Genomic DNA, 24,811 nt, shown 5'->3' on the forward strand with positions numbered 1-24,811 from the left:
TAGTTTCTGGTTTTTACGCCAATCCTTTATCCCTGATTTTTTCGCTCTGTTTGCATTTTCTGGAACCTTGTGGAGATTTCTACGATGAAGATTGCTCAGGTTGCTCCTTTGTATGAAGCTGTTCCGCCCAGACTGTACGGCGGCACCGAGCGGGTGGTGGCTCATCTGGCCAATGCGCTGGTAGCAGAGGGACATGATGTGACCTTATTCGCCTCCGCCGATACGCAAACCAGCGCCAGGCTGGTGCCCTGTCGGGATCAGGCGCTGCGTCTGGATCCGGCACCGCTAAAGTCCGATCTCGCCTGTCATCTGAGTATGTTGCATGACGTCTCCCGCCGCCGGGACGAATTCGATGTTATCCACTTCCATACCGACCTGCTTCACTTTCCCCTGTTTGAAGAGATGGCCGGACGCACATTAACGACGCTGCATGGGCGGCTCGATCTGAAAGATCTTCCGGAAGCCTATCGACGCTGGCATCGTTATCCGCTGGTTTCCATCTCCCAGCATCAGCGTACCCCGCTGCCTTTCGCCAACTGGTTCGCTACCGTACATCATGGCATGGATATCCCGGCGGTCACGCCTGGTGATGGCGGCTATCTGGCATTCCTTGGCCGTATCTCTCCCGAAAAAGGACCGGAGCGGGCTATCGCCATCGCCAGACGCGCCGGGCTGCCGCTCAGGATCGCCGCTAAAGTTGATAGCGCCGATCGGGAATATTTCGAGGGGTGCGTGAAGCCGCTGCTGGACGATCCGCTGATCGAGTTTATTGGCGAAATCAACGATGCAGAAAAGGGGCGCTTCCTTGCTGACGCGAAGGCGTTGTTGTTCCCGGTGGACTGGCCGGAGCCGTTCGGTCTGGTAATGATCGAAGCGATGGCCAGCGGCACGCCGGTTATTGCCTGGCGTTGCGGTTCGGTGCCGGAGGTAATTGATCACGGCGTTACCGGGCTGATTGTTGATAACGAAGATGATGCTGTGGCGGCGATACGGGTGGCGGAGACACTCGATCGTGCGCGTATCCGCACGGTATATGAACAGCGTTTTTCAGCGCGGGTGATGGCGCGTCGCTACCTGACACTGTATGAACAGCTGCTGGCGGCTACCGTACCGGCTGCTGCTACTGCACAGAGGGCGGCGAATCATGGATGAGAGGGAGACAACCAGTATGCAGCATCATACCTCGGCCAGTTTGTTTGTACTTAAAGAGGGTGACCTGTTCCTGGTGGCGGACGCCCGGGGCGATATACTCGGCCAGCAGGACGGGTTATTTCACCATGACACGCGCATGTTGTCTGAGCTGCGGCTGACGCTGGGGGGAGTGCAGCCATCACTCTTGTCCAGTGCCGTCAGCCAGGACAACGTATTCTTTACCGCCCATTTAACCAATCACCCATTGCCGCAGGGGGTGGTGCATATTGAGCGCAAGCGCTTTCTGTGGCATGACACGGTGTACGAGCGCATTCTGCTGAACAACCACAGCGATACGCCGGTGCAGGTGCCGCTAATGCTGACCTTCGCCGCTGATTTTCGCGATATGTTCGAGGTGCGCGGCCAGCAACGAGAACAGCGAGGTCAACTGCGGCCGCTGCGGGTAGAGCAGCAACGTGTGGAGATGGCCTATGAGGGACTGGACCATCAGTTGCGCACCACCTCGCTGGATTTTTCCCAGCCGCCGCGCCGTCTGGATGCGCACCGCGCTGAGTTTTTAATTGATATTGCCGGACAGGGTTATCAGGAAGTCTATCTTGAGATCGGACCTGAGCGCAGCACGCCCAGCCGGGAGCGTTACCGTCGCGCCGCCGCAGCCGCGCGACGTATGATGCGTCGCCGAAGCCGACGCGGCGCGCGTCTGCAGGCGTCAGGCCGGTTATTCCAGGCCTGGCTGGACAAATCACGCATGGACCTGGCGCTGTTGACCACGGAACTGGAGGAGGGGCCTTATCCCTATGCCGGTATCCCGTGGTTTTCTACGCCGTTCGGGCGAGACGCTATTATCACGGCGTTGCAGACGCTGTGGCTCGATCCGGAACTGGCCCGTGGCGTGCTGGCCTTTCTTGCCAAAAATCAGGCCGAGGAGGATTCCACCTTCCGCGATGCGCAGCCGGGTAAAATTATGCATGAAACCCGTAAAGGCGAAATGTCTGCCATTAACGAGCTGCCGTTTGGTCGCTATTACGGCGGGGTGGATACCACACCGCTGTTTCTCATGCTGGCCGGGGCGTATGTGCGGCGTACCGGTGATGATGACTTTATTACTACCATCTGGCCTGCACTGATGCGTGCTGCCGGCTGGCTGGAGCGGATGGTGGAAACCAGCCCGCGTGAGCTGGTGGAGTATGCGCGCGGCGAAGTCAGCGGATTGCTCAATCAGGGCTGGAAGGACAGCCATGACTCGGTGTTTGATGAACAGGGCAATATGGTGCAGGGGCCGGTAGCCCTGATTGAAGTACAGGGATACGCTTACCGCGCCTGGCTTGAAATGGCAGGGCTTGCGCGGCGGCGCGGGCTGGCTGATCAGGCCGAAAAGTGGGAACAGCATGCTGATAAGCTGCGTCAGGCTGTGGAAACACGTTTCTGGCTTGAGGATCGTCAGTTCTATGCGCTGGCGCTGGATGGCCAGGGCAATCCCTGTGGGGTTCGCGCCTCAAATGCCGGGCATTTGCTCTACTGTGGATTGCCAACACCAGAGCGGGCGCAGGCCACAGGCAGACAACTGCTGTCGCGTGCCTTTAACAGCGGCTGGGGGATCCGCACGCTGGCAGTGGAGGCACCGCGTTATAACCCGATGTCGTATCATAATGGTTCAGTGTGGCCGCACGACGTGGCGCTATGCGCTGCGGGGCTGGCACGCTATGGCGAGCGGGACGGCGTGATGCACTTGCTTTCCAGCCTGTTTGAAGCCGCCGTTTACTTTGATATGCGCTTGCCTGAGCTGTTTTGCGGTTTTGAACGCGATCCCGGCGAAGCGCCGATCGCCTATCCGGTCGCCTGCCTGCCGCAGGCGTGGGCGTCAGGTTCCGTGTTTATGTTGATGCAGGCCTGTCTGGGCATAACGATTGATGGCCGCCGTGAAACGGTAACCGTTGAACAGCCGAGGCTGCCGGTAGGCATCGATTGTTTGCAAATCAGGCGGCTGGCGGTCGGCGATTCGCTGCTGGACCTGACGTTCCGGCGTCTCGGTACGCAGGTGGTGGTTTCCGTGGAACAGCGACAGGGCAAGGCGGTGGTTAATGTCTCCCTGGGGGGTGAAGGCCAGCGATTAACCTGACAAACTGAAAACCTTATGGGCCAGCCATTATTTCTGATATAACCCGGCGGGACGCGGGCTCTGCCACAGCCAGTGTCCTGCCGGGTTAAGTATGCCTCCTCCCTCAGCATTATGCGCGGCTCTCACCTGACCGGCGCGCCCGGGAAACCTGAACGTACATCGGTCATTCTGGCTGCTCCAGCACCATCGGTCTGAGCCGTTTTTTAATCCGCCAAAAGTAAAATGCGGTCAGGATCGCCAGCCATACCAGCCCGGCGATCAGCGCCAGACGGGTTTCCGCTACCGCACCCAGCACGCCAATTACCAGCAGCATAAACAGCAGCGTGATCGCCGGTGCTACCGGCCAGAAAGGCACAGGAAAGCGAATCTCCTGTCGCTGCTGTGCGGATAAGCTGCGGCGCATGGCAAAGTGGGAAAGTAAAATCATCAGCCATACCCAGATTGTGGCGAAGGCCGCCAGCGAGGCGATCAGCACGAACACCTGTTCAGGAATTAAGTAGTTAAGCACCACCGCAGCCAGCAACGCTACCGTCAGTACCACCACCGTCATCCAGGGCACGCCGTTACTGGCGATTCGCAGAAAACTTTTCGGCGCCATGCCTTCTTTCGCCATACCGTACATCATGCGCCCGGCACCAAAAATATCGCTGTTAATCGCCGAGATGGTGGCGCTAATCACAATGATATTCAGCACGCTGGCGGCGGCAGGCAGCCCCAGACCATCAAAAATCAATACAAACGGGCTGCCCTGTTGCCCAATGCTGTTCCACGGGAAAATCGCCATCAGGATAAACAGCGTGCAGACGTAAAACAGGATGATGCGTAAGGGAATGGTATTAATCGCCTGGGGAATGACTTTCTGCGGATCGCGTGCCTCCGCTGCGGTAATATCGATGATTTCGATGCCGCCAAAAGCAAACATTACGATACCAAGCGAGGCGATGACACCGCCTAATCCATCCGGCGCAAAGCCGCCGTGCGACCAGAGATTTTCCACGCCGGTAGCGGGAAAACTGTGGCCGAAACCAAACAGGATCACGCCTGCGCCAGCGATAATCATGGCAAAGATAGCGGCGACTTTAATCAGCGACAGCCAAAACTCCATCTCGCCAAATACCCGCACGTGGCACAGATTCAGGGCGCCGATAAAGCAGATGATGCTCAATACCCAGATCCAGCGCGGCACGTCAGGATACCAAAGCCCCATGTAGACGCCGAATGCGGTGACATCCGCCAGGCAAACGATGATCATCTCAAAGGTATAGGTCCAGCCGGTGATAAAGCCCGCCAGCGGCCCTAAATAGTGACGGGCATAGCTGCTAAAAGAGCCGGAGATAGGGTGGCGCACCGCCATTTCGCCCAGCGCACGCATAACGATAAATACCGCCGCGCCGCCAGCCAGGTAGGCCAGCAGCACGGCAGGCCCCGCCAGCTGAATAGCGGCGGCGGAACCATAAAACAGCCCTGTTCCAATAGCGGAACCCAGCGCAATAAAGCGGATGTGGCGCGCACTGAGTCCGCGCAGCAGATGTGTCGTAGGTTGTTGCATATCAAGGCCCTGAAAAGAGTGGAATATGCGCATGGCTGCCGGGAGCGTTTCCCGGCAGAGCAGAGAACAACGATTACTGATAGCTGGGCAGTACGGCAGGCAGCAGCGTCGTCAGATGACGAGCGCTCAACAGCTCAGCGGCGCGCTCGATATCCGGCGCAAAGAAACGGTCCTGGGTATAGTGAGTAACCTGCTCGCGCAGGATATGACGCGCCTTCTCCAGCGCAGGGCTGGTTTTTAGCCCCTCACGTAAGTCGACGCCCTGGCAGGCGGCGAGCCACTCCACGGCAATCACGCCGCGCGTATTGGCAGCCATTTCCCATAGTCGCCGTCCGGCGGCGGGTGCCATAGAGACGTGATCTTCCTGATTGGCGGAGGTGGGCAGGCTGTCCACGCTGTGCGGGTGCGCCAGCGCTTTGTTCTCGCTGGCCAGCGCAGCGGCGGTCACCTGAGCAATCATAAAGCCTGAATTAACGCCGCCGTTTTTAACCAGGAAAGGCGGCAGCTGCGACATATGTTTATCCATCATCAGCGCCACGCGCCGCTCGGCAAGCGAACCTATCTCCGCGATCGCCAGCGCAATATTATCCGCTGCCATTGCCACCGGCTCGGCATGGAAATTGCCGCCCGATATCACTTCGTTTTCATCAGCGAACACCAGCGGGTTATCAGACACCGCATTAGCCTCGATCAATAACACCTCCGCCGCCTGGCGAAGCTGCGTCAGACAGGCACCCATCACCTGCGGCTGACAGCGTAGCGAATAGGGATCCTGAACTTTATCGCAGTTTTGATGCGATTTAGCGATCTCACTGCTGTCGGTTAACAGATGACGGAACAGCGCCGCCGTATCAATTTGCCCCCGCTGGCCGCGCGCTTCATGAATACGTGCATCGAACGGTCGGCGCGAGCCAAGCACCGCCTCGGTGGTTAACGCACCGCATACCACCGCAGATGCGAACAGATCTTCCGCTTCAAACAGACCGCGCAATGCAAAGGCGGTAGAGGTCTGGGTGCCGTTAAGCAGCGCCAGTCCCTCTTTAGCGGCCAGCGTAATCGGCTCCAGCCCGGCTTTTTTCAACGCTTCTGCCGCCGGTAACCACTCTCCCTGATAACGTGCTTTGCCTTCGCCAAGCAGCGTCAGCGACATATGTGCCAGCGGCGCGAGGTCGCCCGATGCGCCTACCGATCCTTTGGCCGGGATTAACGGAAAAACCTGCGCATTCACCAGCGCTATCAGCGCCTGAATCACACTGAGGCGAATGCCGGAAAAACCACGCGCCAGACTGTTGATTTTCAGCACCATCATCAGGCGAACCAGACTATCATCCAGTGGTTCGCCAATGCCTGCCGCATGGGAAAGCACCAGCGAGCGCTGAAGATTTTCCAGATCTTCCGCCGGGATGCGAGTCTGGGCCAGCAGGCCAAAACCGGTATTAATGCCGTAGGCGGTGCGGCCTTCAGCCAGAATGGTGTTAACGCTGTTTACACTGTTATTGATAGCCGGAATAGCGCGCTCATCCAGTTCGATATGGATTGGATGGCTGTATATCTCACGTAACTGAGCAAGCGTAAGCGTGCCGGGATGAAGAGTGAGGTTCATATCAGCGTTTCTCCTGAGTGGCGGCGATCATCGGCAGGTTAAGGTTTTGTTCTACCGCACAGTTGATAGCGATGTCGTAACCGGCATCGGCATGGCGCATCACGCCGGTCGCCGGGTCGTTATGCAGCACGCGAGCGATGCGGGCTGCCGCATCGTCGCTGCCGTCGCACACAATCACCATCCCGGCATGCTGAGAAAAGCCCATGCCCACGCCGCCGCCATGATGCAGAGAAACCCAGGTCGCGCCGCTGGCGGTATTAAGCAGCGCATTCAGCAGCGGCCAGTCAGAGACGGCGTCAGAACCATCGCGCATCGCTTCGGTTTCGCGGTTAGGGCTGGCTACCGATCCTGAATCCAGATGGTCGCGGCCGATAACGATGGGCGCAGAAACCTCACCGCTGCGTACCATTTCGTTAAACGCCAGGCCCAGTTTCTGTCGCCACTCCAGGCCTACCCAGCAAATGCGCGCGGGCAGTCCCTGGAAGCTGATGCGCTCGCGCGCCATATCCAGCCAGTGGTGCAGATGTTTATCATCTTTGATGAGCGCTTTAACTTTAGCGTCGGTTTTATAGATATCCTGCGGATCGCCGGAAAGCGCCGCCCAGCGGAAGGGACCAATGCCACGGCAGAACAGCGGACGAATATAGGCAGGCACAAATCCGGGAAAATCAAAGGTGTTTGCCACGCCCATCTCTTTTGCCATCTGGCGAATGTTATTGCCGTAATCGAAAACCGGAACGCCCATCTCTTTAAACGCCAGCATCGCGCGGACATGGTCGGCCATAGAACGTTTCGCCGCCTCGGTCACCGCCTGCGGCTCGGTCTGCGCCCGACGCTGGTACTCTTCCCAGTGCCAGCCCTTCGGCAGGTAACCGTGCAGCGGATCGTGCGCGCTGGTCTGGTCGGTAACCATATCCGGACGCACGCCGCGTTTCACCAGCTCCGGCAGGATCTCCGCCGCGTTAGCGCACAGCGCAACAGAAACCGCCCGGCCTTCCGCAGTATATTTCCTGATACGGTTGAGCGCGTCATCAAGTGAATCGGCCTGCTCATCGACATAACGCGTACGCAGGCGGAAATCGATACGGCTTTGCTGGCATTCAATATTCAGCGAGCAGGCGCCTGCCAGCGTCGCCGCCATCGGCTGTGCACCGCCCATTCCGCCCAGACCTGCAGTCAGGATCCAGCGTCCTTTCAGATCGCCGTTGTAATGCTGACGTCCCGCTTCAACAAAGGTTTCATAGGTGCCCTGAACGATGCCCTGACTGCCGATATAGATCCAGCTTCCGGCGGTCATCTGGCCATACATGGCTAACCCTTTGGCATCCAGCTCATTGAAATGCTCCCAGGTGGCCCAGTGCGGCACCAGGTTGGAGTTGGCAATCAATACACGCGGCGCATTTTCATGCGTTTTAAAAACCCCGACCGGCTTACCGGACTGAATCAACAGCGTTTCGTCGTCTTCCAGCTTTTTAAGCGCGGCGACAATGGCATCAAAGCACTCCCAGTCGCGTGCCGCACGGCCAATACCGCCATATACCACCAGCTCATGCGGATTTTCCGCCACGTCCGGATCGAGGTTATTCATCAACATACGTAGCGGCGCTTCGGTGAACCAGCTTTTGGTATTCAGCGTGGTTCCGCGTGGGGCGCGAATTTCCTGCGCGCGGTATTTGCTTTGCGACATCGCGGTTAACTCCTGATGGTTGCATGAAATAAATTATCTGCTTCGGCGAAGCGAATCAGAGAAAGAATGCAAACACATATACTTGTATATACAAATGTGCGCAAGCTGATATTTAACAATTAAGAAACAATTAAAACCTATAAAAATCAAATGAATACCAATAAGGGGAAAGTGCTCCCACCAGAGGTTAATGATTTTTTTTGTTATTTATCAGCGGGTAACTGACAGAAGGGGGTTTTAGAGAAATTTGCGTTAGCTATCACGGATTTCAACGCGCTTTTACATAAATTTCGCCGGCTACGTTGACCGGCGTCAGGACATAAAGTGACCCTGTAAACGATAGCGCGAACCGGGAAATAAAAGGCGGGCATGAGAAACAATATGCTGCGTTGACCAGGTGCGACGATGGATCAACAGGCAAGGTTCGCTATCGTCAATCTGCAGCAGCATTTGCTCTTCAGGCGTTGATCTCACCGCCTCGACAATATGCTCACCTTCGGTAAGCGGCGCGACCAGAGAGAGATAAGCATGCGGGGTGGTGGCGGTAAAATCCTGTTGCAGATAATGTGGGGCAACCGTCGCGTTAACGCAACGATCTTCAATCTGCACCGGCACGTTGTTTTCAAAATGAACCATCACTGAATGGAAAACCGACGTGCCTTCCTCCACGCCCAGCGCGGCTGCCTGGGTAAAATCAGCCTCGATCTGTTCAAGTTTCAGCACCTGACAGCGGTGCTGATGATGACGTGCGGTAATTTCATCAGCGATGCTACGAATTTCAAACAGCGCTGACTGGCCTTTGGGTTCCGCCACAAAGGTGCCAACGCCCTGCAGACGCACCAGCAGGCCTTCATCGGTCAGTTCCCGCAGCGCGCGGTTGATCGTCATTCGGCTGAAGCCAAACTGCGCCACCAGTTCCGCTTCCGAAGGGATGCGATCGTGAGGACGCCAGACGCCAGCGCTGATTTGTTTACTGATGGCCTGTTTGACCTTCGCGTACAAGGGCACGGGCGCGCTGGCGGCGGTAGACCGGGATCGGGATAAAAACATGCGATATTCCTTGCGGCTGCCTGGCAGATGGCAATAAGTATACCCAATTCCATCCCGGATTCAGTAATTTATCCCCACCAGCGCGCGACCTGCCAGGCGATGCGCGCCGCCACGCGTGCCCCTTGCCCGTCCCGATCGTGCGAAGGGTTAAACTCCACCAGATCCACCGCCTGGAGTTTGCCGCTGCGGCAAATTGCTGCCAGCAACTGCAACAATATTGCGCAGGGAACGCCGAGCGCGGCAGGGGCAGAGACCGCCGGCATTTCCCAGGCGGGCAGCACATCTAAATCGATGGTGAGATAGATGCGATCGAGATCCGCCATAAACTGCTCAAGCTGCGCAATGGCCTCTGTCGGTGCGCTCAGACAGCGTAAATCCTCTACGATCGTCACATGACGACAGGCTGCTTCATCAAGCAACGCCTGCGTATTGGCCGCCATGCTTAAGCCGCAGCAGGCGTAGCGAAAGTCGCGCTGTTGCGTTTCGCAATAGTGCGCCAGCTGGCGAAACGGTGTGCCCGAGGTGGCCTGCGGCGCATGGCGTAAATCCAGATGCGCATCCAGATTGATTATGCCCACCTTTTCCTGTGGGAAGGCATCCAGCACTCCCAGGCCATGCCCCAGAGCGGTTTCATGGCCGCCGCCCAGCACCAGCGTGCGTTTCCCGGCGCGTTGACAGGCGAGTACCGCTTCACGCAATGCCTGCTGTGCCTGTTCCAGATTATCCTGTTCGACAAAAATATCGCCGCAGTCCGCCAGTCGCGTATGTTCCGCATGGCTGGCCAGGTTGGCCAGGGCGCGACGCAGTATAGCGGGTGCCTGAGCAGCGCCGGTTCGTCCGTTGTTGCGTCTTACCCCTTCATCGCAGGCGAATCCCAGCAGCGCAATATCGCCGGGCAGCTGTTCAGGACAAAACGTTGTGCTGCAGGTAATGGTCTGGAACAGACGCAGGGCGTTAGCCGCCTCTCCGCTATCGTCACGACCCTGCCAGACCTCAGCAGAGGTGGGGCGCCACTGTTTCATAATGCGCTCCCGTGCGTGATTTGACCGCGAAAGACCCGTGCGTAAAGCGGATTGCGGCCCGGCTCGTAAACCATTTCCACCGGCTGCTCCGCCTCCCAGATGGCAAGATCGGCGATAAAGCCCGCTTTAAGCTGACCGTGCGTATGCTGTCGGCCCAGCGCCTGCGCTGCATGACGCGTTACGCCCGACCAGGCTTCTTCCGGCGTCAGGCCGAACTGAACGCAGGCCATGTTCATAGATAAATGCAGACTGGCGAAAGGGCTGGTGCCAGGATTGTAATCGGTGGCTACCGCTATTGGTACCTGATGGCGGCGCAGCATTTCTACCGGCGGACGCTGGCTTTCCCGCAGGAAATAAAATGCGCCCGGTAACAGCACTGCCACCGTATTGCTGGCGCGCATTGCCCGCACGCCTTGCTCATCCAGATATTCCAGATGATCTGCTGACAGCCCCTGATAGCGGCTTACCAGCTGCGCACCATCCAGCAATGAGAGCTGCTCAACGTGGCCTTTAACCGGAATACCGTAACGCTGTGCGGCAGCAAATACCCGCTCGCACTGTTGCGGCGTGAAGCCCACGCTTTCGCAAAACACATCGACCGCTTCAAACAGACCTTCCTGCCACAGCTGTGGCAGCAGCGTTTCGCAAATCAGGCTAATCCAGGCATCTTTATCGTGACGATATTCAGCGGGCGCTGCATGGGCGGCGAGCAGCGTCGGGCTGATTTCCACCGGATGCTGAGCTGCCAGCTGGCGCGCCACCCGCAGCATTTTCGCTTCATCTTCCAGCGTAAGCCCGTAGCCAGATTTAATTTCCAGCGTGGTTACCCCTTCATTCATCAGCCGCTGCAGCCGTGCGGTAGCCAGCTTCAGCAGCTTACTTTCCGGGGCCTGGCGGGTTGCGGCAACCGTGGCGTTAATTCCTCCGCCCTGAGCGCTGATTTGTTGATAGGAGACGCCGTTCATCCGCTGTTCCCATTCAGCGGCGCGGTTGCCGGCAAACACTAAATGGGTATGACAGTCGATTAGGCCCGGGGTGACCAGCCGCCCCTGAAGGTCGTGAACCGTACCACCAGAGGCGGTGGATGCCGGTAAAACAGCCAAAATATGGCCGTCGCGAATAACCAGATCGTGATTATCCAGTAATCCATAAGGCGTTTGACGATCGGGATCGAACGTTGCCAGGCGGGCATTGCGCCAGACGACATCGTGAGCAGCAAGAAGCACGGTTTACCTTCCACTTGTCATGAGTTGTCTATACATTTATTTTCACCCACAACAAATTGTCAACAAAACCGGGCGATAATGTTGGCGATTTGTGAGGGGCAGCGGCCAACGTTCTCATGACCTGAAAAGAAGAGGAGGCAGAAAAAAGGCCTGCGGTAAACCGAAGGCCTGTCAGTGAGAAGTGATGCCAGGCTGTTTTAGTGCAGCAGAAACAGCGTTGCCAGACCGAGAAAAATAAAGAAGCCGCCGGTGTCGGTCAGTGCGGTAATCATCACGCTGGAGCCAATGGCCGGATCGCGTTTCAGTTTGGTCATCACCAACGGGATCAGCACGCCGACCATCGCCGCCAGCAGCAGGTTAAGGATCATCGCCAGCATCATCACGCCGCCCAGCGCCAGGTTGTCATACATCAGCCAGGTAATACCGCCCATGATGCTGCCCCAGAAGAAACCATTGATGAGCGCCACGCCCAGCTCACGCATAAAAAGAAAGCTAAAATTCCCCGGCTCGACCTGATGCAGCGCCAGCGCGCGCACGATCATGGTGATCGTCTGGTTGCCGGTATTGCCGCCGATACCCGCCACAATCGGCATCAGCGCTGCCAGCGCTACCAGTTGTGAAATCGTCTCTTCGAACAGGCCAATCACCCGGGAAGCGATGAATGCCGTGCAAAGATTGACCGCCAGCCAGGTCCAGCGGGTGCGCACCGCCTTTTTTACCGGCGCAAAAATCTCCTCTTCCTGGCTCAGGCCGCCCATTTTACGGATATTGCTTTCGTTCTCTTCATTTACCAGGTCGATAATATCTTCAATCGTCACGCGGCCAATCAGCTTGCCCTGCGCATCAATTACCGCAGCGGAAATCAGGTTATAGCGTTCAAAAGCGCCAGCGGCATCTTCCGCCTTATCATCCAGACGAAAAGTATTGGGGCGATCGTTCATCACTGAAGATACCGGCGTGTCGGGCTGGTTCAGCAAAATATCGGTAAGCGGTAGCTCACCCAATAGCACATTGTTTTTATCGGTGATAAACAGCTTATCGGTGCCTTCCGGGATAGCGCGCCGGCGTCGTAAAAAGCGCTGCACCGTCCCCAGATCGATATCGGCGCGTACGGTAATGAAATTAAAGTCCATGATGCGGCCAACGCGATCGCGGTCGAAGTGCACCACGTTCAGTACACGGGCGCGTAGCGTTGGGTCCAGCGTGGTAAGTAGCCGTCCGGTGAGATCGCGCGGCAGATATTTCGCCAGATAAGCCTGATCGTCAATATCCAGCGGCGCAATGGCCTGCAGAATATCTTTATCGCTCATGACTTCGGTCAGGCTTTCCCAGACGGTTTCCGACGCCTCTACCAGCACCTGACCGCGACGGTCGTTATTCACCAGCTGCCACAGCGCCTGGCGCTCATCTTCCGGCAGGGCTTCAAGAATATCGGCGATATCCGCCGCATGCAGCAGGGAAAGATCCTGGCGCAGGCTGTCAATTTGCCTCGACAGTTCTGCCGATAACGGTGAGTGCTCCTGCGGCTGCAGCAGACTTTCTACCAGTTCCGGCTCATTAAGTAAAAGTGTCAGAATACGGCTGCGGGTATCGGCAAGCTGCCGGGCTTGAGATTGGGCTTGGGATACAGACATAAAAATTCCCTTGTGTCCGGAAGCATGGGCATAAGCCCGCTGTTTTCTACAGGCATGAAGAGAGGGTAAGTTGTCTCAGTTAAGGCAACTTAACGCTCGCGTCATTACTCTTTATTGATGGGCTGAATTGTTATGGGCTCCCCGGCATTGGTTTTTTTATCCTGATGGTGCTGAAACGCGCCGGGCAAAACAAACAACAAACGGCCAATCAATATGATAAAGCTGATTAACAACACAATGCGGGTCATGCGGCCAGTTTTACGCCGTTTTCGCAATGAGGTAATGCTATTCACACAGGGACTCCTGTAGCTGGCCCGGAGGCGGTGAGACAATTTAGGCACAGCGTTACCGTCAGGTCAATGTCGTGCCATCAGCCGGTTCAGGAAAACTAACCGATATAATCGGTCTGTCCGCTAAACAACAGGTGGACTAAAGCGGTTTTAATAAGAATGTTTGACGTATATCAAACCTGAAAGCCTGCCGGAACTTAGTATGAGAGCGGTTTTGCTTTAGGCAGCATTCGCTGCGCGCTTTATCATTCCGAAGGGGCCGTTTTGTTTACCGGATATAACCTGTCATCGCTTAGTCAATTCCGACGCTGCTGGTGGGGCGTCCCGTTATGGCTGGCATTATTGCTGATGCCGCTTTCCAGCGCTTTATCGGTCAAGCTGCTGCTGCCAGACGGTCCGGTTTATCTGTTATTTTTACCGGTGACGTTAACGGTGGCATTGCTGATGGTGTTTGACTGGGCGGCATTGCCTGGCATTACGCTGGCGCTTTTATGGCATTATTTAATGATTTTTTCGCCAGGGCCCGCGCTGATCACCTGCATCCTGTTTGTCAGCGCAATCAGCATCTGCTGGCTGGGCTACCGCATCTGGGCTGGACGCAGATGGGGGGCGACACCCGGTACGCAAGGGCTGGGCTTAATGCGACTGTTCTGGATCGGCTTTCTTCTGCCAACGCTACTGGTTTTTTTGCTGCAAACGATGGTAACGATGAAAGTTATCCCGGTGGCCCTCTCGATTTTCAACCGCAATCCGTTGACGTTACGCACGCTGATTAACTATCAGGCCATCCTGATATCCTGTGTGGCGATCCTGCCGCTTTACTATATGGCGATCCGCTGTTTTCGCCATACGCGCTACTTTTCCCGTCAGGTTAACCTGTTGCGCCAGCAGATCGCAGAAAACGTGAGCGCTGTAGAAATCAGGATCTGGCTGATTTTGCTGACCTCGCTGCTTATCCTGTTGATGTTAATGAATCGCGAGCAGCATAATCAGGCAATCAGAGACTTTGCCTTACTGCTACTGCTGCCCGTCATGCTATGGGCATCAGCGCGCTTCGGCTATCTCATCTCCGCGCTGGCATGGTCGCTGGTGCTGATTTTACTCTATCAGTTTCGTACCCAGCCCGAACTGTCGCTGCACCTGGCCCTCAATACCACTAATCTGCTGATATGGTCGTTGATTCTGTATTTTATTGGCGTCAACGGCGTGCGCCAGCGCAGGCTGATCAAGAAATCACGCGAGGCGGCGCTGGTGGATCCGGTCGTGGATCTGCCGAATCTGCGTGCGCTTAAAGCGATGCTGGCGCAGCAGGCTTCCTCCACGCTCTGTTTTTTACGCATTCCCGAACTCGATCGCCTTAGCCGAACCTGGGGGCTGGATCTGCGCGTTGAATATAAGCGTCGGCTGGCGGCCTATCTACAGCCATTGTTGCAGCCCAAAGAGGTGATTTACCATTTGCCTGGCTTTGCGCTGGCGCTGCGCCTGGACAAAGCCACCTATGAGACGCGCATTGAACAGATAAGTAGCCGCATCGAACGCTACAGTTTGCGCTGGCAGGGATTGCCGTTACAGCCCGATATCGGCATCAGCTTTTGTCATATAGTGCCGCCGGTAAGTAATTTGCCACGGCTGCTGGGACAGCTTAGTGAAATGGCTGAAATTTCTCTGCGTAGCCATCAGCCGGAAAACTTGCAGCAGGACAACATTACCGCTCAGCGCCTGGTGAAAGAAAAGCTGGCCCTGCTGGATGAAGTTCAGCAGGCGCTGGATAACGAGCGTTTTGTGATGATGGCGCAGCGTATTGAGGGCTTACGCGGCGATGATTACCATGAGCTGCTGCTGAGGCTGGTGAATACGCAGGGGGAGCAGCTGGCGCCAGAGCATTTTTTACCGATAGTGCAGGAGTTTGGTCTGACATGGGAAATGGATCGCTGGGTATTAAATCATGCGCTGAGCTTTATCGATAGCAGCCGGGCGTGTTTGCCGGCGATGCGTTTTGCTATCAATATTCATGCCGCCAGCCTTTATCGTCCGCACTTTGTCAGCGATCTGGAGCTGTTGCTTAAACAGCATCAGGTTGAGCCGTGGCAGCTGATTCTGGAAATCAGTGAGGCCGCAGGAAACAGGCACTTCTCAGCAGGCTATCGCACCATTAATTCGCTGCGTCGATTGGGATGCCGCATTGCGATTGATAACTTCGGCGCGGGCTATGCCAGCTACCTGCAGTTGAAAACCCTGCAGGCTGATATGCTGAAAATCGACGGTAGCTTTATCCAGAATATGCTGCACAGCCCGCTGGACTATCAGATTATTGAATCTATCTGCCGCGTCGCCCGGCTGAAGCGGATGCAGATAGTGGCGGAGTGCGTTGAATCAGATGCGGTCGCGGCTGCGCTGCGCGGGCTGGGCATCGACTATTTACAGGGCTTCGCCATCAGCGAGCCACAGCCGCTAACCACGCTGACAGAGAGCTGATTATTCTGCCGGCGCCTTTTTTGCCAGCAGCGTGGCGAATCGCAGGCTAATGCGGTTGCCGTTCTCATCCGTTCTGTGCAGCTGACCGACATGCTCGTTATATTTGATAATCTGCCATTGGCGGTAGTAGTTGCTCAATTCACCTGATTTAAAGGTGAAAGGGAAGGGGATCGGGCAGGGATAGTCGTCCGTATCCATCGCGGCAACAATCAGGTTATAGCCGTTTTTGACGGTGCTGGCCTGCATATCGGCAATCAGCTGCGGAATGGTTTCCGGCTGTAAAAACATCATCACGACGGTGGAAAGAATAAAATCATACGCGCCGTTAAAACGTACGCTGTTGAGATCGGTAACCTGCGTTTCAATGCCGCTGATCGCTTCGGCGGCAATGATCTGGTTCAGCCGCTCAATGCTTTGCGGATTTTTATCCCAGGCGGTGACCTCAAACCCTTTCATATTCAGCCACAGGCTGTTGCGTCCGCTGCCGCAGCCTACATCCAGCGCTTTTCCTGGCGTCAGGAAAGGTAACGCCGCCACCACTTCGGAGTGCGTGGCGGTAAGCTGATATTTTTCAGTAAAATAGTTATCCGGACGTATCGTCATCTTCTTTTTTCTGGTTGATGCGGGCGGAGGAAGCGCCGCCCGAATTCGCCGGCGTGCTTTACGCCTCTTCTTCTATCACCAGCTTCCAGCCGGAAACATCCTCCCAGTACGCCTGCTCACGCTCTAAATCGAGCTGGACCAGCGTATTCTGGCTGAAATATCCGGCCGGGAAGCGCAGCGTCCAGTGCCCTTCGTTGGTGGTCAACGTCAGCCGCTCCGGGCGGTTGGTCGCCTGGCGCTGATTATTCAGCAGCGTGCCAAGACGCAGCAAAAACACCAGCGGCAGGATCTGTTTCTTTTTAAACAGCGTAAAACGCGGCAGATCGTCGCTCTTGATCGCTTTACGGTGATAGCGTACCAGCGTAGCCAGCAGCAATTGTTGATCCTGATTAAAACCGGGCAGGTTGGTGTTTTGCAGGATATAGGCCGAGTGGCGCTGCATACCGCTGTGGTTGATGGTCAAGCCGACTTCGTGCAGCAGTGCCGCCCACTGCAGCAGCGATGCGAGCTGCGGATTAGCCAGTCGGGGATTTTGATCGCGCCACTGTTGCCAGAGTTCATCGGTGGTTTCCAGGACGCGTCGCGCCTGATCGCTGTCGATATTGTAGTGATTTGCCAGGCTCTGCGCGGTACGGCTACGAATATCCTGATGGCGGAAGCGGCCTTCCATTTCATACAGCACCCCTTCGCGCAACGCGCCGTCGGAAAGACGCAGCTCGCGGATTGCCAGCGCATCAAATACGCCGCAAAGGATTGCCAGGCCCGGCACAAATACTGCTTTCCGCTCTTCCGACAACCCAGGCAGGCTCAGCGCGGCGAAGGATTTGTGCTTCATCACTTCGTCATACAACCTTTCAAGCCGCTCCGGCGTCACCTGTTTCTCTTTTTCGCCCATCGCCTGCAGCACTTCGCAAGCGGCCTTGATGGTGCCGGAAGCGCCCAGCGCGTATTGCCAGCCAAGCAGCCGATATTGCCAGGCCAGCGTTTCCAGTTTTTGCGCCGCAGCCAGACGCGCCCGGCGGAAATTTTCCTGACTAATCACACCGCCGGGAAAGTAGAGATTGGCGAAGCTGACGCAGCCCATACGGCGGCTCTCTACCAGCTTGGGTTCAAAATCTTCCCCGATGACCAGCTCGGTAGAGCCGCCGCCGATATCAATCACCAGCTTGCGGCCCTTTTCCGGCTGCGTATGCTCAACGCCCATAAAAATCAGGCGCGCCTCTTCATGACCGGAGATCACTTCAATCGGGTAGGGGATCACTTCCGCCGCGCGCCGCAGAAAATCTTCTGCATTAACCGCCTGACGTAGCGTATGCGTACCGACAATGGTCACGTTCGAGGCGCTGAAGCCTTGCAGACGCTCGGCAAACAGCGCCAGACAGCTAAGTCCGCGCTGGATAGCTTCTTCGCTCAGCACGTTATCCGCGCCCAGCCCGTCCGCCAGGTGCACGCGCTGTTTCAGACGCCCCAGCACCTGCATTGCGCCATCCACCACGCGGGCAATGACCATGTGAAAGCTATTGGAACCGAGGTCAATAGCGGCAAATTCTTGCGGTCGTGGCATATTCTTATGGGATATCGGCATAGTGAGTTATTCAGGTTGTTCCAGAGATTTGATGTATTCGTAAATGGCCTGCTGCGCTCGCACCTTACGGCGGTTTCCACGCGGCACATAACGGTTACTCAGTTCTTTATCAATAATGCGGGCTTTTACAGTATCACTTAACAGGATGGCAATAATATCCAGCACGCGCTGTTTCAGAACAGGATCAAGGATGGCCACCGCCACTTCGATGCGGTAATCAATATTGCGCGTCATCCAGTCGGCGGAGGAGAGAAAGACTTTTTTATCACCGCCGTTATCAAAAATATAAACCCGATCGTGCTCCAGATAGCGATCAACAATGCTGGTTACGCGAATATTGTCGCTGATCCCGTCAAGATTAGGGATCAGTGAACACATGCCGCGCACCAGCAGATTCACTTTCACGCCCACGCTGGAAGCGGTATACAAACGGTCCACCAGCCCCTTATCAACCAGGTTATTCACTTTCAGTGTAATCCCTGCCGGGATACCCTGCTGCGCGTTGGCAATTTCTTCATCAATCAGTTGATAGAGCATGCGGCGCGAGTTCTGCGGCGACACCATCAGATAATCAAAGCTTACCGGGCGATAGGGGTTTTCAATAAAGTTAAATACCCGGCGTACCTCATTGGTGATACGCGCATCGGCGGTAAGCAGGGAGTAGTCGGTATAAATGCGCGCGGTTTTCTCATTGAAATTACCGGTGCCGATATGGGCATAGCGCACAATTTCATCGCCTTCACGGCGCGAAATCAGGAACAGTTTGGCGTGAATTTTCAGGCCCGGTGCCGAGAAGATCACATGCACGCCCGCTTCGGTGAGGCGCTTGGCCCAGTGAATGTTGGCCTCTTCATCAAAACGCGCCTGCAGCTCTACCACCACCGTCACTTTTTTGCCGTTATAGGCGGCGTGGATCATCGCATCGATAATGCGTGAGTTCTTTGCTACGCGATAAATATTAATTTTAATCGCCAGCACGCTGGGATCGAATGATGCCTGACGCAGCAGCTCCAGCACATGTTCAAAGGTGTGGTAAGGATAATAAAGCAGCACGTCATGATTACGGATCGCATCGAAACCGTTGCGAAAGCCATCGAACCAGATATGCCGTAGCTGCGGCATCGGCTTGTTCACCAGATTGGTTTTGCCCACGTTCGGAAAGCTGATGAAATCTTTGAAATTATGATAACGCCCGCCTGGGACGATAGAGTCGTAATTAGAGATATTCAGCTTATTACGCAGCAGCTCAACCATTGCATTGGGCATATCGCGCTGATAAACAAAGCGCACAGGCTCGGCGGTAAGACGCTGTTTGAGGCTGGAGGACATCAGTTCCAGCAGGCTCGATTCCATTTCGGTAACCAGATCGTACTCGGCGTCACGCGTCATTTTCATGGAATAGGCGTTAAGCGCGTCGTAGTCAAAAAAGCCTTTGAAAATATCGTCCAGGCAGTAACGCAAAATGTTATCCAGCAGGATCATCGGCTTGCGGCGGCGCGGCGACTCTGCGGGCAGATTAACAAAGCGCGGGACTTTATCAGAGGGGATTTCCAGCAGGGCATAGCGGATATCTTCGCCGCGAATAATCTCCACTGCCAGATAGGTGTAATCATCCTTCAGGAACTCAATCAGATCGGTATCGTGATTAATCAGAATCGGCGTCACATGCTGGCGTAGCTCATGCTTAAAGTAGTGACGCAGCCAGCTTTGCTGATTAGGCGACAGCTGCCGCTCGTTAATCAGGAAGATCTGATTACGCGCCATCTCCAGCAGCAGATCGTTATATAAACCATCGAACTCCTGATCGGCCCGCAGGACGCGCTGCTGAATTTTCTTTAGCAGATGACGCGGCGTGTTGGGCGACCCCTGTTCCTCGCCAATCAAAATGCGCCGCTTCAGGTCGGCAAAGCGCACCTTATAAAACTCTTCCAGGTTATTCGAATAGATGCCCAGAAAGCGCATGCGCTCGATTAGCGGGTTGGTCTTGTCTGCGGCTTCCTGCAGTACACGTTCATTAAAGGATAACCAGCTCAGTTCTTTTTCTATGTAAAGCTTTTCCTGACCCATTATGGCTCCGTTGTGCTGATTTGAGACGAGGGTATCCAGTTTCCGATTTCATTATGGCGAGAGTATGGCAGCAATGTCTAACCTCAATGGTTGTCATATCAGTGAGCTACGGGCAACATAGCGGCTTCAATACAAGGAATCCGCAGGCACGATGATCGATAACCATATTCCCGTCAACTACAGCAACCGTACCCGGCGTTATGTTGACCGCCTGACCGCGCGTGCGATCGCTGCCTGTGGCGTCAGCGTGCTGCTGGTCATGATGCTGCTGTTTGTCTGGCTGCTGTGGGTAGTGATGCCACTGTTTGCCACGCCGTCCATGCAAGCGGGGCCGTCGCAGCCCGCGCTTTCGGCACAGCCTGCCGTCGCGCTGGGTGTTAATCAGGGCTGGGGCTGGCGTATCGATAGCCAGGGCGAAGGCCGCTTTTTTCCGCTGAACGGCGCTGCGCCTGAGCCACCTTTACAGCTGGCACGCGGGCCGGTAGTGAGCGCGGCGACCGCCGATAACAGCAGCCTACTGCTGTTACAGCCCGATGGCAATTTCCGACTGGTCCAACCTGACTTTAGCGCTGCGGACGCGATGCCGAACTGGAAGTTTCCGCTGGGCGATAGCGTTTTTGACAGCGGCGGCAGCGGCTTTACCCTGGCGACCCTGGCAGCCAGCGGCGCGCAGCAGTGGCTGGCGGCGCTCAGCGATGGGCAGCATATCCGGCTGCTGCGCTTACAGGCCGGGCAGCCGATGCAGAGCGATATGCTGGCCAGCGGGCCGGTTAATCAGCTGTTGCTGGCGCCCAACGGCTCGTTGCTGTTTGCCACCAGCGAGCACAGCTTACGCGTCTGGCAGATAAACGGCCAACAGGTCACGCTACGCGATACCTTTCCGCTGACGCATCCGCCACGCCAGATGGCTTTGCTGAGCGGCGGACGTTCGCTGCTGCTGGCTGACGAACGCGGCATCAGCCAGTGGTTTGATATTGCCGATGAACGGGGCGTGCATTTGCATCGTATCCGGGATTTTGCTGGCGCGCGCGCGCAGCACCAGCTGATTACCGAGCCGCAGCGCCGGGTGTTTGCCACCATCAGCGCCGCCGGCGAACTTCAGATGTTCGCCAGCAAGCGAGAGGGCGTTTTCTTTCGCCACGCGCTGGGCGAAGGCGTACAGCAGGCGCAATTTGCGCCGCCGGGCGATGGATTGCTGATCGAACGCACTGACGGCTGGCAATACTGGCGCATCGACAATCCCTGGCCCGATATTAGCCTGCAAAACCTGTGGCAAAAAGTCTGGTATGAAAATTATCCGCAGCCGGACTGGGTCTGGCAATCGACGGCGGTTGACGATCCTTATCAGGCGAAATTCAGTCTGGTGCCGATGGTGGCGGGTACGCTGAAGGCGGCTGCGCTGGCAATGCTGTTTGCTACGCCGCTGGCGCTGGCTGCCGCCATCTACACCGCCTGGTTTATGTCGCCGGCGCTACGTCGCTGGATCAAACCGGCGATGGAGATGATGGGCGCGCTGCCCAGCGTGGTGGTTGGCCTGTTTGCCAGCCTGTGGCTGGCGCCGCAGATTGCTGCCCGGCTTTCCGGCGTGCTGCTATTGCCTATTGCCCTGGCGGCGACATTGCTGCTGTGTGGACCGCTGCTGAAGCGTCTGCCGTCGCGCTGGCGGTTGCTGGATGCGCCGGGACGCGAGGTTTGGCTGCTGGTGCCGCTGCTGCTGCTGGTCAGCGCGCTCTCGCTGTGGCTGATGCCGATGGCTGATACCGCGCTATGGGGCAAACCGCTGGCGGAGCGGCTGCCGGGCGGCTACGAGCAGCGTAACCTTCTGATCGCTGCGTTGGCGATGGGCTTTGCGCTGGTGCCGCTGATTTTTACCCTGGCGGAAGATGCCATTTTCAGCGTTCCGGCTGCGCTGGGGCAGGGGTCGCTGGCGCTGGGCGCCACGGCGTGGCAAACCCTTTCACGCGTGATTTTGCCCAGCGCCGCCTCGGGAATTTTTGCCGCATTGATGATTGGCTTTGGTCGGGCGGTAGGAGAAACCATGATTGTATTGATGGCCACCGGCAATACGCCGGTGACCGAAGGCGGCCTGTTTCACGGCGTGCGTGCGCTTTCCGCCAATATTGCCGTTGAGATGCCGGAAGCGGCGGCAGGCAGCGCGCATTATCGCATCCTGTTTCTCAGTGCGCTGGTGCTGCTGGTGTTTACGCTGATTTTGAATACGCTGGCGGAAGTGGTGCGGCAGCGCTTGCGTCGTCGTTATGGTCAACATGAGGGGCAGGGATGAGCGCGCTAACGCAAAACGATCGCTGGCGCTGGCTGACGGCAGGCGCGGTAACCTTTAGCCTGCTGGCGTTTCTGCTGTTGTTACTGCTGCTGGCCTGGCAGGGGCTGCGCCATTTTTGGCCGCAGCCGGTTACACTGTTTACGCTGGCCCAGCCCGCCGCCGGAGAGGCGCAGCTGTTGGGCGAAGTGGTGAGCACCCAGCGCCTGTCGCGTCAGCAGCTGATTGATGCCGGTCTGCCGCAGGCGCAGCAGTTGCCGGAGCAGGTCACGCGCTACTTAATTAAAACCGGCAACCGCGACGTCTCCGCCTCTGATTTCCGCACGCTGCTGGAAAGTGATATTCAGCGCCGCGAACAACCGCCGGAGGTGCTGATGCTACAGCGGCGCGTGGGCGGCGATGCGCTGGGCTGGTTTGCCGGTCTGTATGAGAATCAGCAGCCGCTTACGGCGCAGAATATGCAACGCGCCCTGCAGGAGCGCCTGCAGCAAACGCATCAGTTGCTGGAGCAGGCCGAGCGCATCCGCCGTCATGAAATGTCGCATATCACGGCGCAGCTTGAGGCGCTTGAAATCGAAGCGTTAGAGCTGAAGGCCAGCGGCAATGATAATGAGCAGAAAAGATCGATGCTGATGGCGAATCGTGCAGAACTGCAGCGGCAGTTTGTCGGGCAGGCAGAGCGGCGTGCTTCACTGTTACAGGAGAGTGCACGTAATACGCTGATGCTGCGTGATGCGAACGGCCAGCTGCACCGCATTCCCCTGGCACAAATCCGCGACGCCTGGTATCCCAACGCCATGACGCTTGTTCAAAAATGGCAACACTTTTTGCAGCAGCTGTGGCATTTCGTTGCCGTTTCGTCGGATGATTCCCCGGGCGAGGGCAGCGCTTTCCCGGCTATTTTCGGCACTGTGCTGATGGTGTTGTTGATGTCGGTAGTGGTGATGCCGCTGGGGGTAGTGGCCGCCGTCTGGCTGCATGAGTATGCTGATCGGCATGCGTTAACCCGGCTGGTGCGTATTGCGGTGGTTAACCTGGCGGGCGTACCGTCGATTGTTTATGGCGTGTTTGGTCTTGGGTTTTACGTCTGGCTGATTGGCGGCACGATTGATCAGCTTTTTTACGCGACATCACTGCCTAATCCCACCTTTGGTACGCCGGGTCTGCTGTGGGCGTCGCTAACGCTGGCATTGTTGACCTTGCCGGTGGTGATTGTTGCGACCGAAGAGGGACTGTCGCGCATTCCTGCCAGCCTGCGGCACGGCTCGCTGGCGCTGGGCGCGACCCGCGCGGAAACACTGTGGCACGTCACCCTGCCGCTGGCGCTACCCGCCATGCTGACCGGATTGATTCTTGCCGTGGCGCGCGCGGCGGGCGAAACGGCACCGCTGATGCTGGTGGGCGTGGTGAAAATGGCCCCGGAACTGCCGGTAGACGGCGTTTTTCCTTACCTGCATCTTGATCGTAAGTTTATGCATTTGGGCTTTCAGATTTACGATCTGGCATTTCAAAGCCCCAACGCCGAGGCCGATCGTCCGTTGGTATACGCCACAGCGCTGCTGCTGGTAACCATTATTCTTGGCTTAAATCTTACGGCGATGGCCTTACGCCATCGCCTGCGTGAGCGTTATCGCTCGCTGGTGCAATAACGGTGAGGACCATGACCGCTGAAATCGACACTGCGCTAACCATCAATAATCTTTCCCTGTGGTATGGCGACAAACAGGCGCTGGATACCGTTAGCCTGCAGATCCCGAAAAATCGCATTACCGCTCTTATTGGCCCCTCTGGCTGTGGTAAATCCACGCTGCTGCGCTGCCTTAACCGCATGAACGATGTGATTGATAACTGTCGCGTTGAGGGCGAGGTTCTGCTCGATCGGCGCAATATCCTCGAGCGCGGCGGCGATCTCTCGGCACTGCGGCGGCGCGTCGGCATGGTTTTTCAGCGACCCAATCCGTTCCCTAAATCGATTTATGAAAATGTGGTTTATGGTTTACGTCTGCAAGGCGTGCGCGATCGACGTATTTTAAACGAGGCGGTGGAGCGGGCGCTGCGCGCTGCGGCGCTGTGGCCTGAGGTGAAAGATAGCCTGCGGCAAAATGCGCTGACGCTTTCCAGCGGTCAGCAGCAGCGGCTGGTGATTGCGCGCGCCATTGCTATTGAGCCGGAAGTGCTGCTGCTGGACGAGCCGACATCTGCGCTGGACCCAATCTCCACGCTGGTGATTGAAGAGCTAATGACCACGCTGAAGCAGCATTTCACGCTGATTCTGGTAACGCATAATATGCAGCAGGCGGCGCGCGTCTCTGACTATACCGCTTTTATGCATCAGGGAAAGATGGTGGAGTTTGCTGATACCGATACGCTGTTTACCACGCCGCGACAGCGACGCACCGAGGATTATATAACCGGGCGTTTTGGCTGAAAAAGAACAGAGCCAGCAGGCTGGCTCTGGAAGAGGGTTT

At 56.6% G+C, this 24,811-nt stretch carries 17 protein-coding genes; 6 read left to right on the top strand and 11 right to left on the bottom strand.

The window, feature by feature from the left end:
* Positions 1-84 precede the first annotated feature (84 nt).
* Positions 85-1,152: a glycosyltransferase family 4 protein gene (locus B1H58_RS12550; protein ID WP_085070758.1), complete on the top strand. Its 1,068-nt coding sequence runs from the start codon at positions 85-87 to the stop codon at positions 1,150-1,152.
* A 16-nt stretch (positions 1,153-1,168) separates the two neighbouring features.
* Positions 1,169-3,271: an amylo-alpha-1,6-glucosidase gene (locus B1H58_RS12555; RefSeq protein WP_208615318.1), complete on the top strand. Its 2,103-nt coding sequence runs from the start codon at positions 1,169-1,171 to the stop codon at positions 3,269-3,271.
* Between the two features lie 163 nt (positions 3,272-3,434).
* On the opposite strand, the gene B1H58_RS12560 is transcribed toward B1H58_RS12555, so the two are convergent.
* The 8 genes from B1H58_RS12560 to B1H58_RS12595 form a co-directional block, all read right to left on the bottom strand.
* Positions 3,435-4,820 (bottom strand): amino acid permease, encoded by a 1,386-nt coding sequence (locus B1H58_RS12560; RefSeq protein WP_085070761.1) that lies wholly within the window; start codon positions 4,818-4,820, stop codon positions 3,435-3,437.
* A gap of 73 nt (positions 4,821-4,893) precedes the next feature.
* The gene (gene hutH, locus B1H58_RS12565; RefSeq protein WP_085070763.1) at positions 4,894-6,423 is read right to left on the bottom strand and encodes a histidine ammonia-lyase; all 1,530 of its coding nucleotides are present in this window, start codon (positions 6,421-6,423) and stop codon (positions 4,894-4,896) included.
* Position 6,424: 1 nt separating this feature from the next.
* Positions 6,425-8,110, bottom strand: coding sequence for a urocanate hydratase (hutU, locus tag B1H58_RS12570; RefSeq protein ID WP_085070766.1), 1,686 nt, complete (start codon positions 8,108-8,110; stop codon positions 6,425-6,427).
* 312 nt (positions 8,111-8,422) lie between these two features.
* Positions 8,423-9,160, bottom strand: a complete 738-nt coding sequence (locus tag B1H58_RS12575; RefSeq protein WP_085070768.1) for a histidine utilization repressor — start codon at positions 9,158-9,160, stop codon at positions 8,423-8,425.
* A gap of 68 nt (positions 9,161-9,228) precedes the next feature.
* Positions 9,229-10,182 (bottom strand): formimidoylglutamase, encoded by a 954-nt coding sequence (hutG, locus tag B1H58_RS12580; RefSeq protein ID WP_085070770.1) that lies wholly within the window; start codon positions 10,180-10,182, stop codon positions 9,229-9,231.
* Positions 10,179-11,408: an imidazolonepropionase gene (gene hutI, locus B1H58_RS12585; protein ID WP_085070772.1), complete on the bottom strand. Its 1,230-nt coding sequence runs from the start codon at positions 11,406-11,408 to the stop codon at positions 10,179-10,181. The genes hutG and hutI overlap by 4 nt, the downstream gene beginning before the upstream one ends.
* A 197-nt stretch (positions 11,409-11,605) precedes the next feature.
* Complete coding sequence (gene mgtE / locus B1H58_RS12590) at positions 11,606-13,042, bottom strand: magnesium transporter (RefSeq protein ID WP_085070774.1); 1,437 nt, start codon at positions 13,040-13,042, stop codon at positions 11,606-11,608.
* Between the two features lie 104 nt (positions 13,043-13,146).
* Positions 13,147-13,335 carry a YfgG family protein gene (locus tag B1H58_RS12595; RefSeq protein ID WP_085070776.1) on the bottom strand — a complete coding sequence of 63 codons (189 nt, stop codon included), beginning with the start codon at positions 13,333-13,335 and terminating at the stop codon, positions 13,147-13,149.
* A gap of 261 nt (positions 13,336-13,596) precedes the next feature.
* Here B1H58_RS12595 and B1H58_RS12600 point away from each other — a divergent pair, with 261 nt between their 5' ends.
* The gene (locus B1H58_RS12600; protein ID WP_237172379.1) at positions 13,597-15,807 is read left to right on the top strand and encodes a sensor domain-containing phosphodiesterase; all 2,211 of its coding nucleotides are present in this window, start codon (positions 13,597-13,599) and stop codon (positions 15,805-15,807) included.
* On the opposite strand, the gene tehB is transcribed toward B1H58_RS12600, so the two are convergent.
* Genes tehB through ppk1 form a run of 3 tightly spaced genes read right to left on the bottom strand, consistent with a single transcriptional unit; the run spans position 15,808 to position 20,062 of the window.
* Complete coding sequence (tehB, locus tag B1H58_RS12605) at positions 15,808-16,410, bottom strand: tellurite resistance methyltransferase TehB (protein WP_085070780.1); 603 nt, start codon at positions 16,408-16,410, stop codon at positions 15,808-15,810.
* A gap of 58 nt (positions 16,411-16,468) precedes the next feature.
* Positions 16,469-17,995 (bottom strand): exopolyphosphatase, encoded by a 1,527-nt coding sequence (gene ppx / locus B1H58_RS12610; protein ID WP_085070781.1) that lies wholly within the window; start codon positions 17,993-17,995, stop codon positions 16,469-16,471.
* 6 nt (positions 17,996-18,001) lie between these two features.
* Positions 18,002-20,062 carry a polyphosphate kinase 1 gene (gene ppk1, locus B1H58_RS12615; protein WP_085070783.1) on the bottom strand — a complete coding sequence of 687 codons (2,061 nt, stop codon included), beginning with the start codon at positions 20,060-20,062 and terminating at the stop codon, positions 18,002-18,004.
* 151 nt (positions 20,063-20,213) lie between these two features.
* Here ppk1 and B1H58_RS12620 point away from each other — a divergent pair, with 151 nt between their 5' ends.
* The 3 genes from B1H58_RS12620 to pstB are packed head-to-tail and all read left to right on the top strand — an operon-like array spanning position 20,214 to position 24,771.
* On the top strand, positions 20,214-22,346 hold the full coding sequence (locus B1H58_RS12620; RefSeq protein ID WP_085070785.1) for an ABC transporter permease subunit: 2,133 nt from the start codon (positions 20,214-20,216) through the stop codon (positions 22,344-22,346).
* Positions 22,343-23,992, top strand: coding sequence for a phosphate ABC transporter permease PstA (gene pstA, locus B1H58_RS12625; protein ID WP_085070787.1), 1,650 nt, complete (start codon positions 22,343-22,345; stop codon positions 23,990-23,992). Before B1H58_RS12620 ends, pstA begins: the two co-directional genes overlap by 4 nt.
* 11 nt (positions 23,993-24,003) lie before the next feature.
* Positions 24,004-24,771: a phosphate ABC transporter ATP-binding protein PstB gene (gene pstB / locus B1H58_RS12630; protein ID WP_085070789.1), complete on the top strand. Its 768-nt coding sequence runs from the start codon at positions 24,004-24,006 to the stop codon at positions 24,769-24,771.
* Positions 24,772-24,811 lie beyond the last annotated feature (40 nt).

Source organism: Pantoea alhagi (genome assembly GCF_002101395.1).
Taxonomy (GTDB): domain Bacteria; phylum Pseudomonadota; class Gammaproteobacteria; order Enterobacterales; family Enterobacteriaceae; genus Mixta; species Mixta alhagi.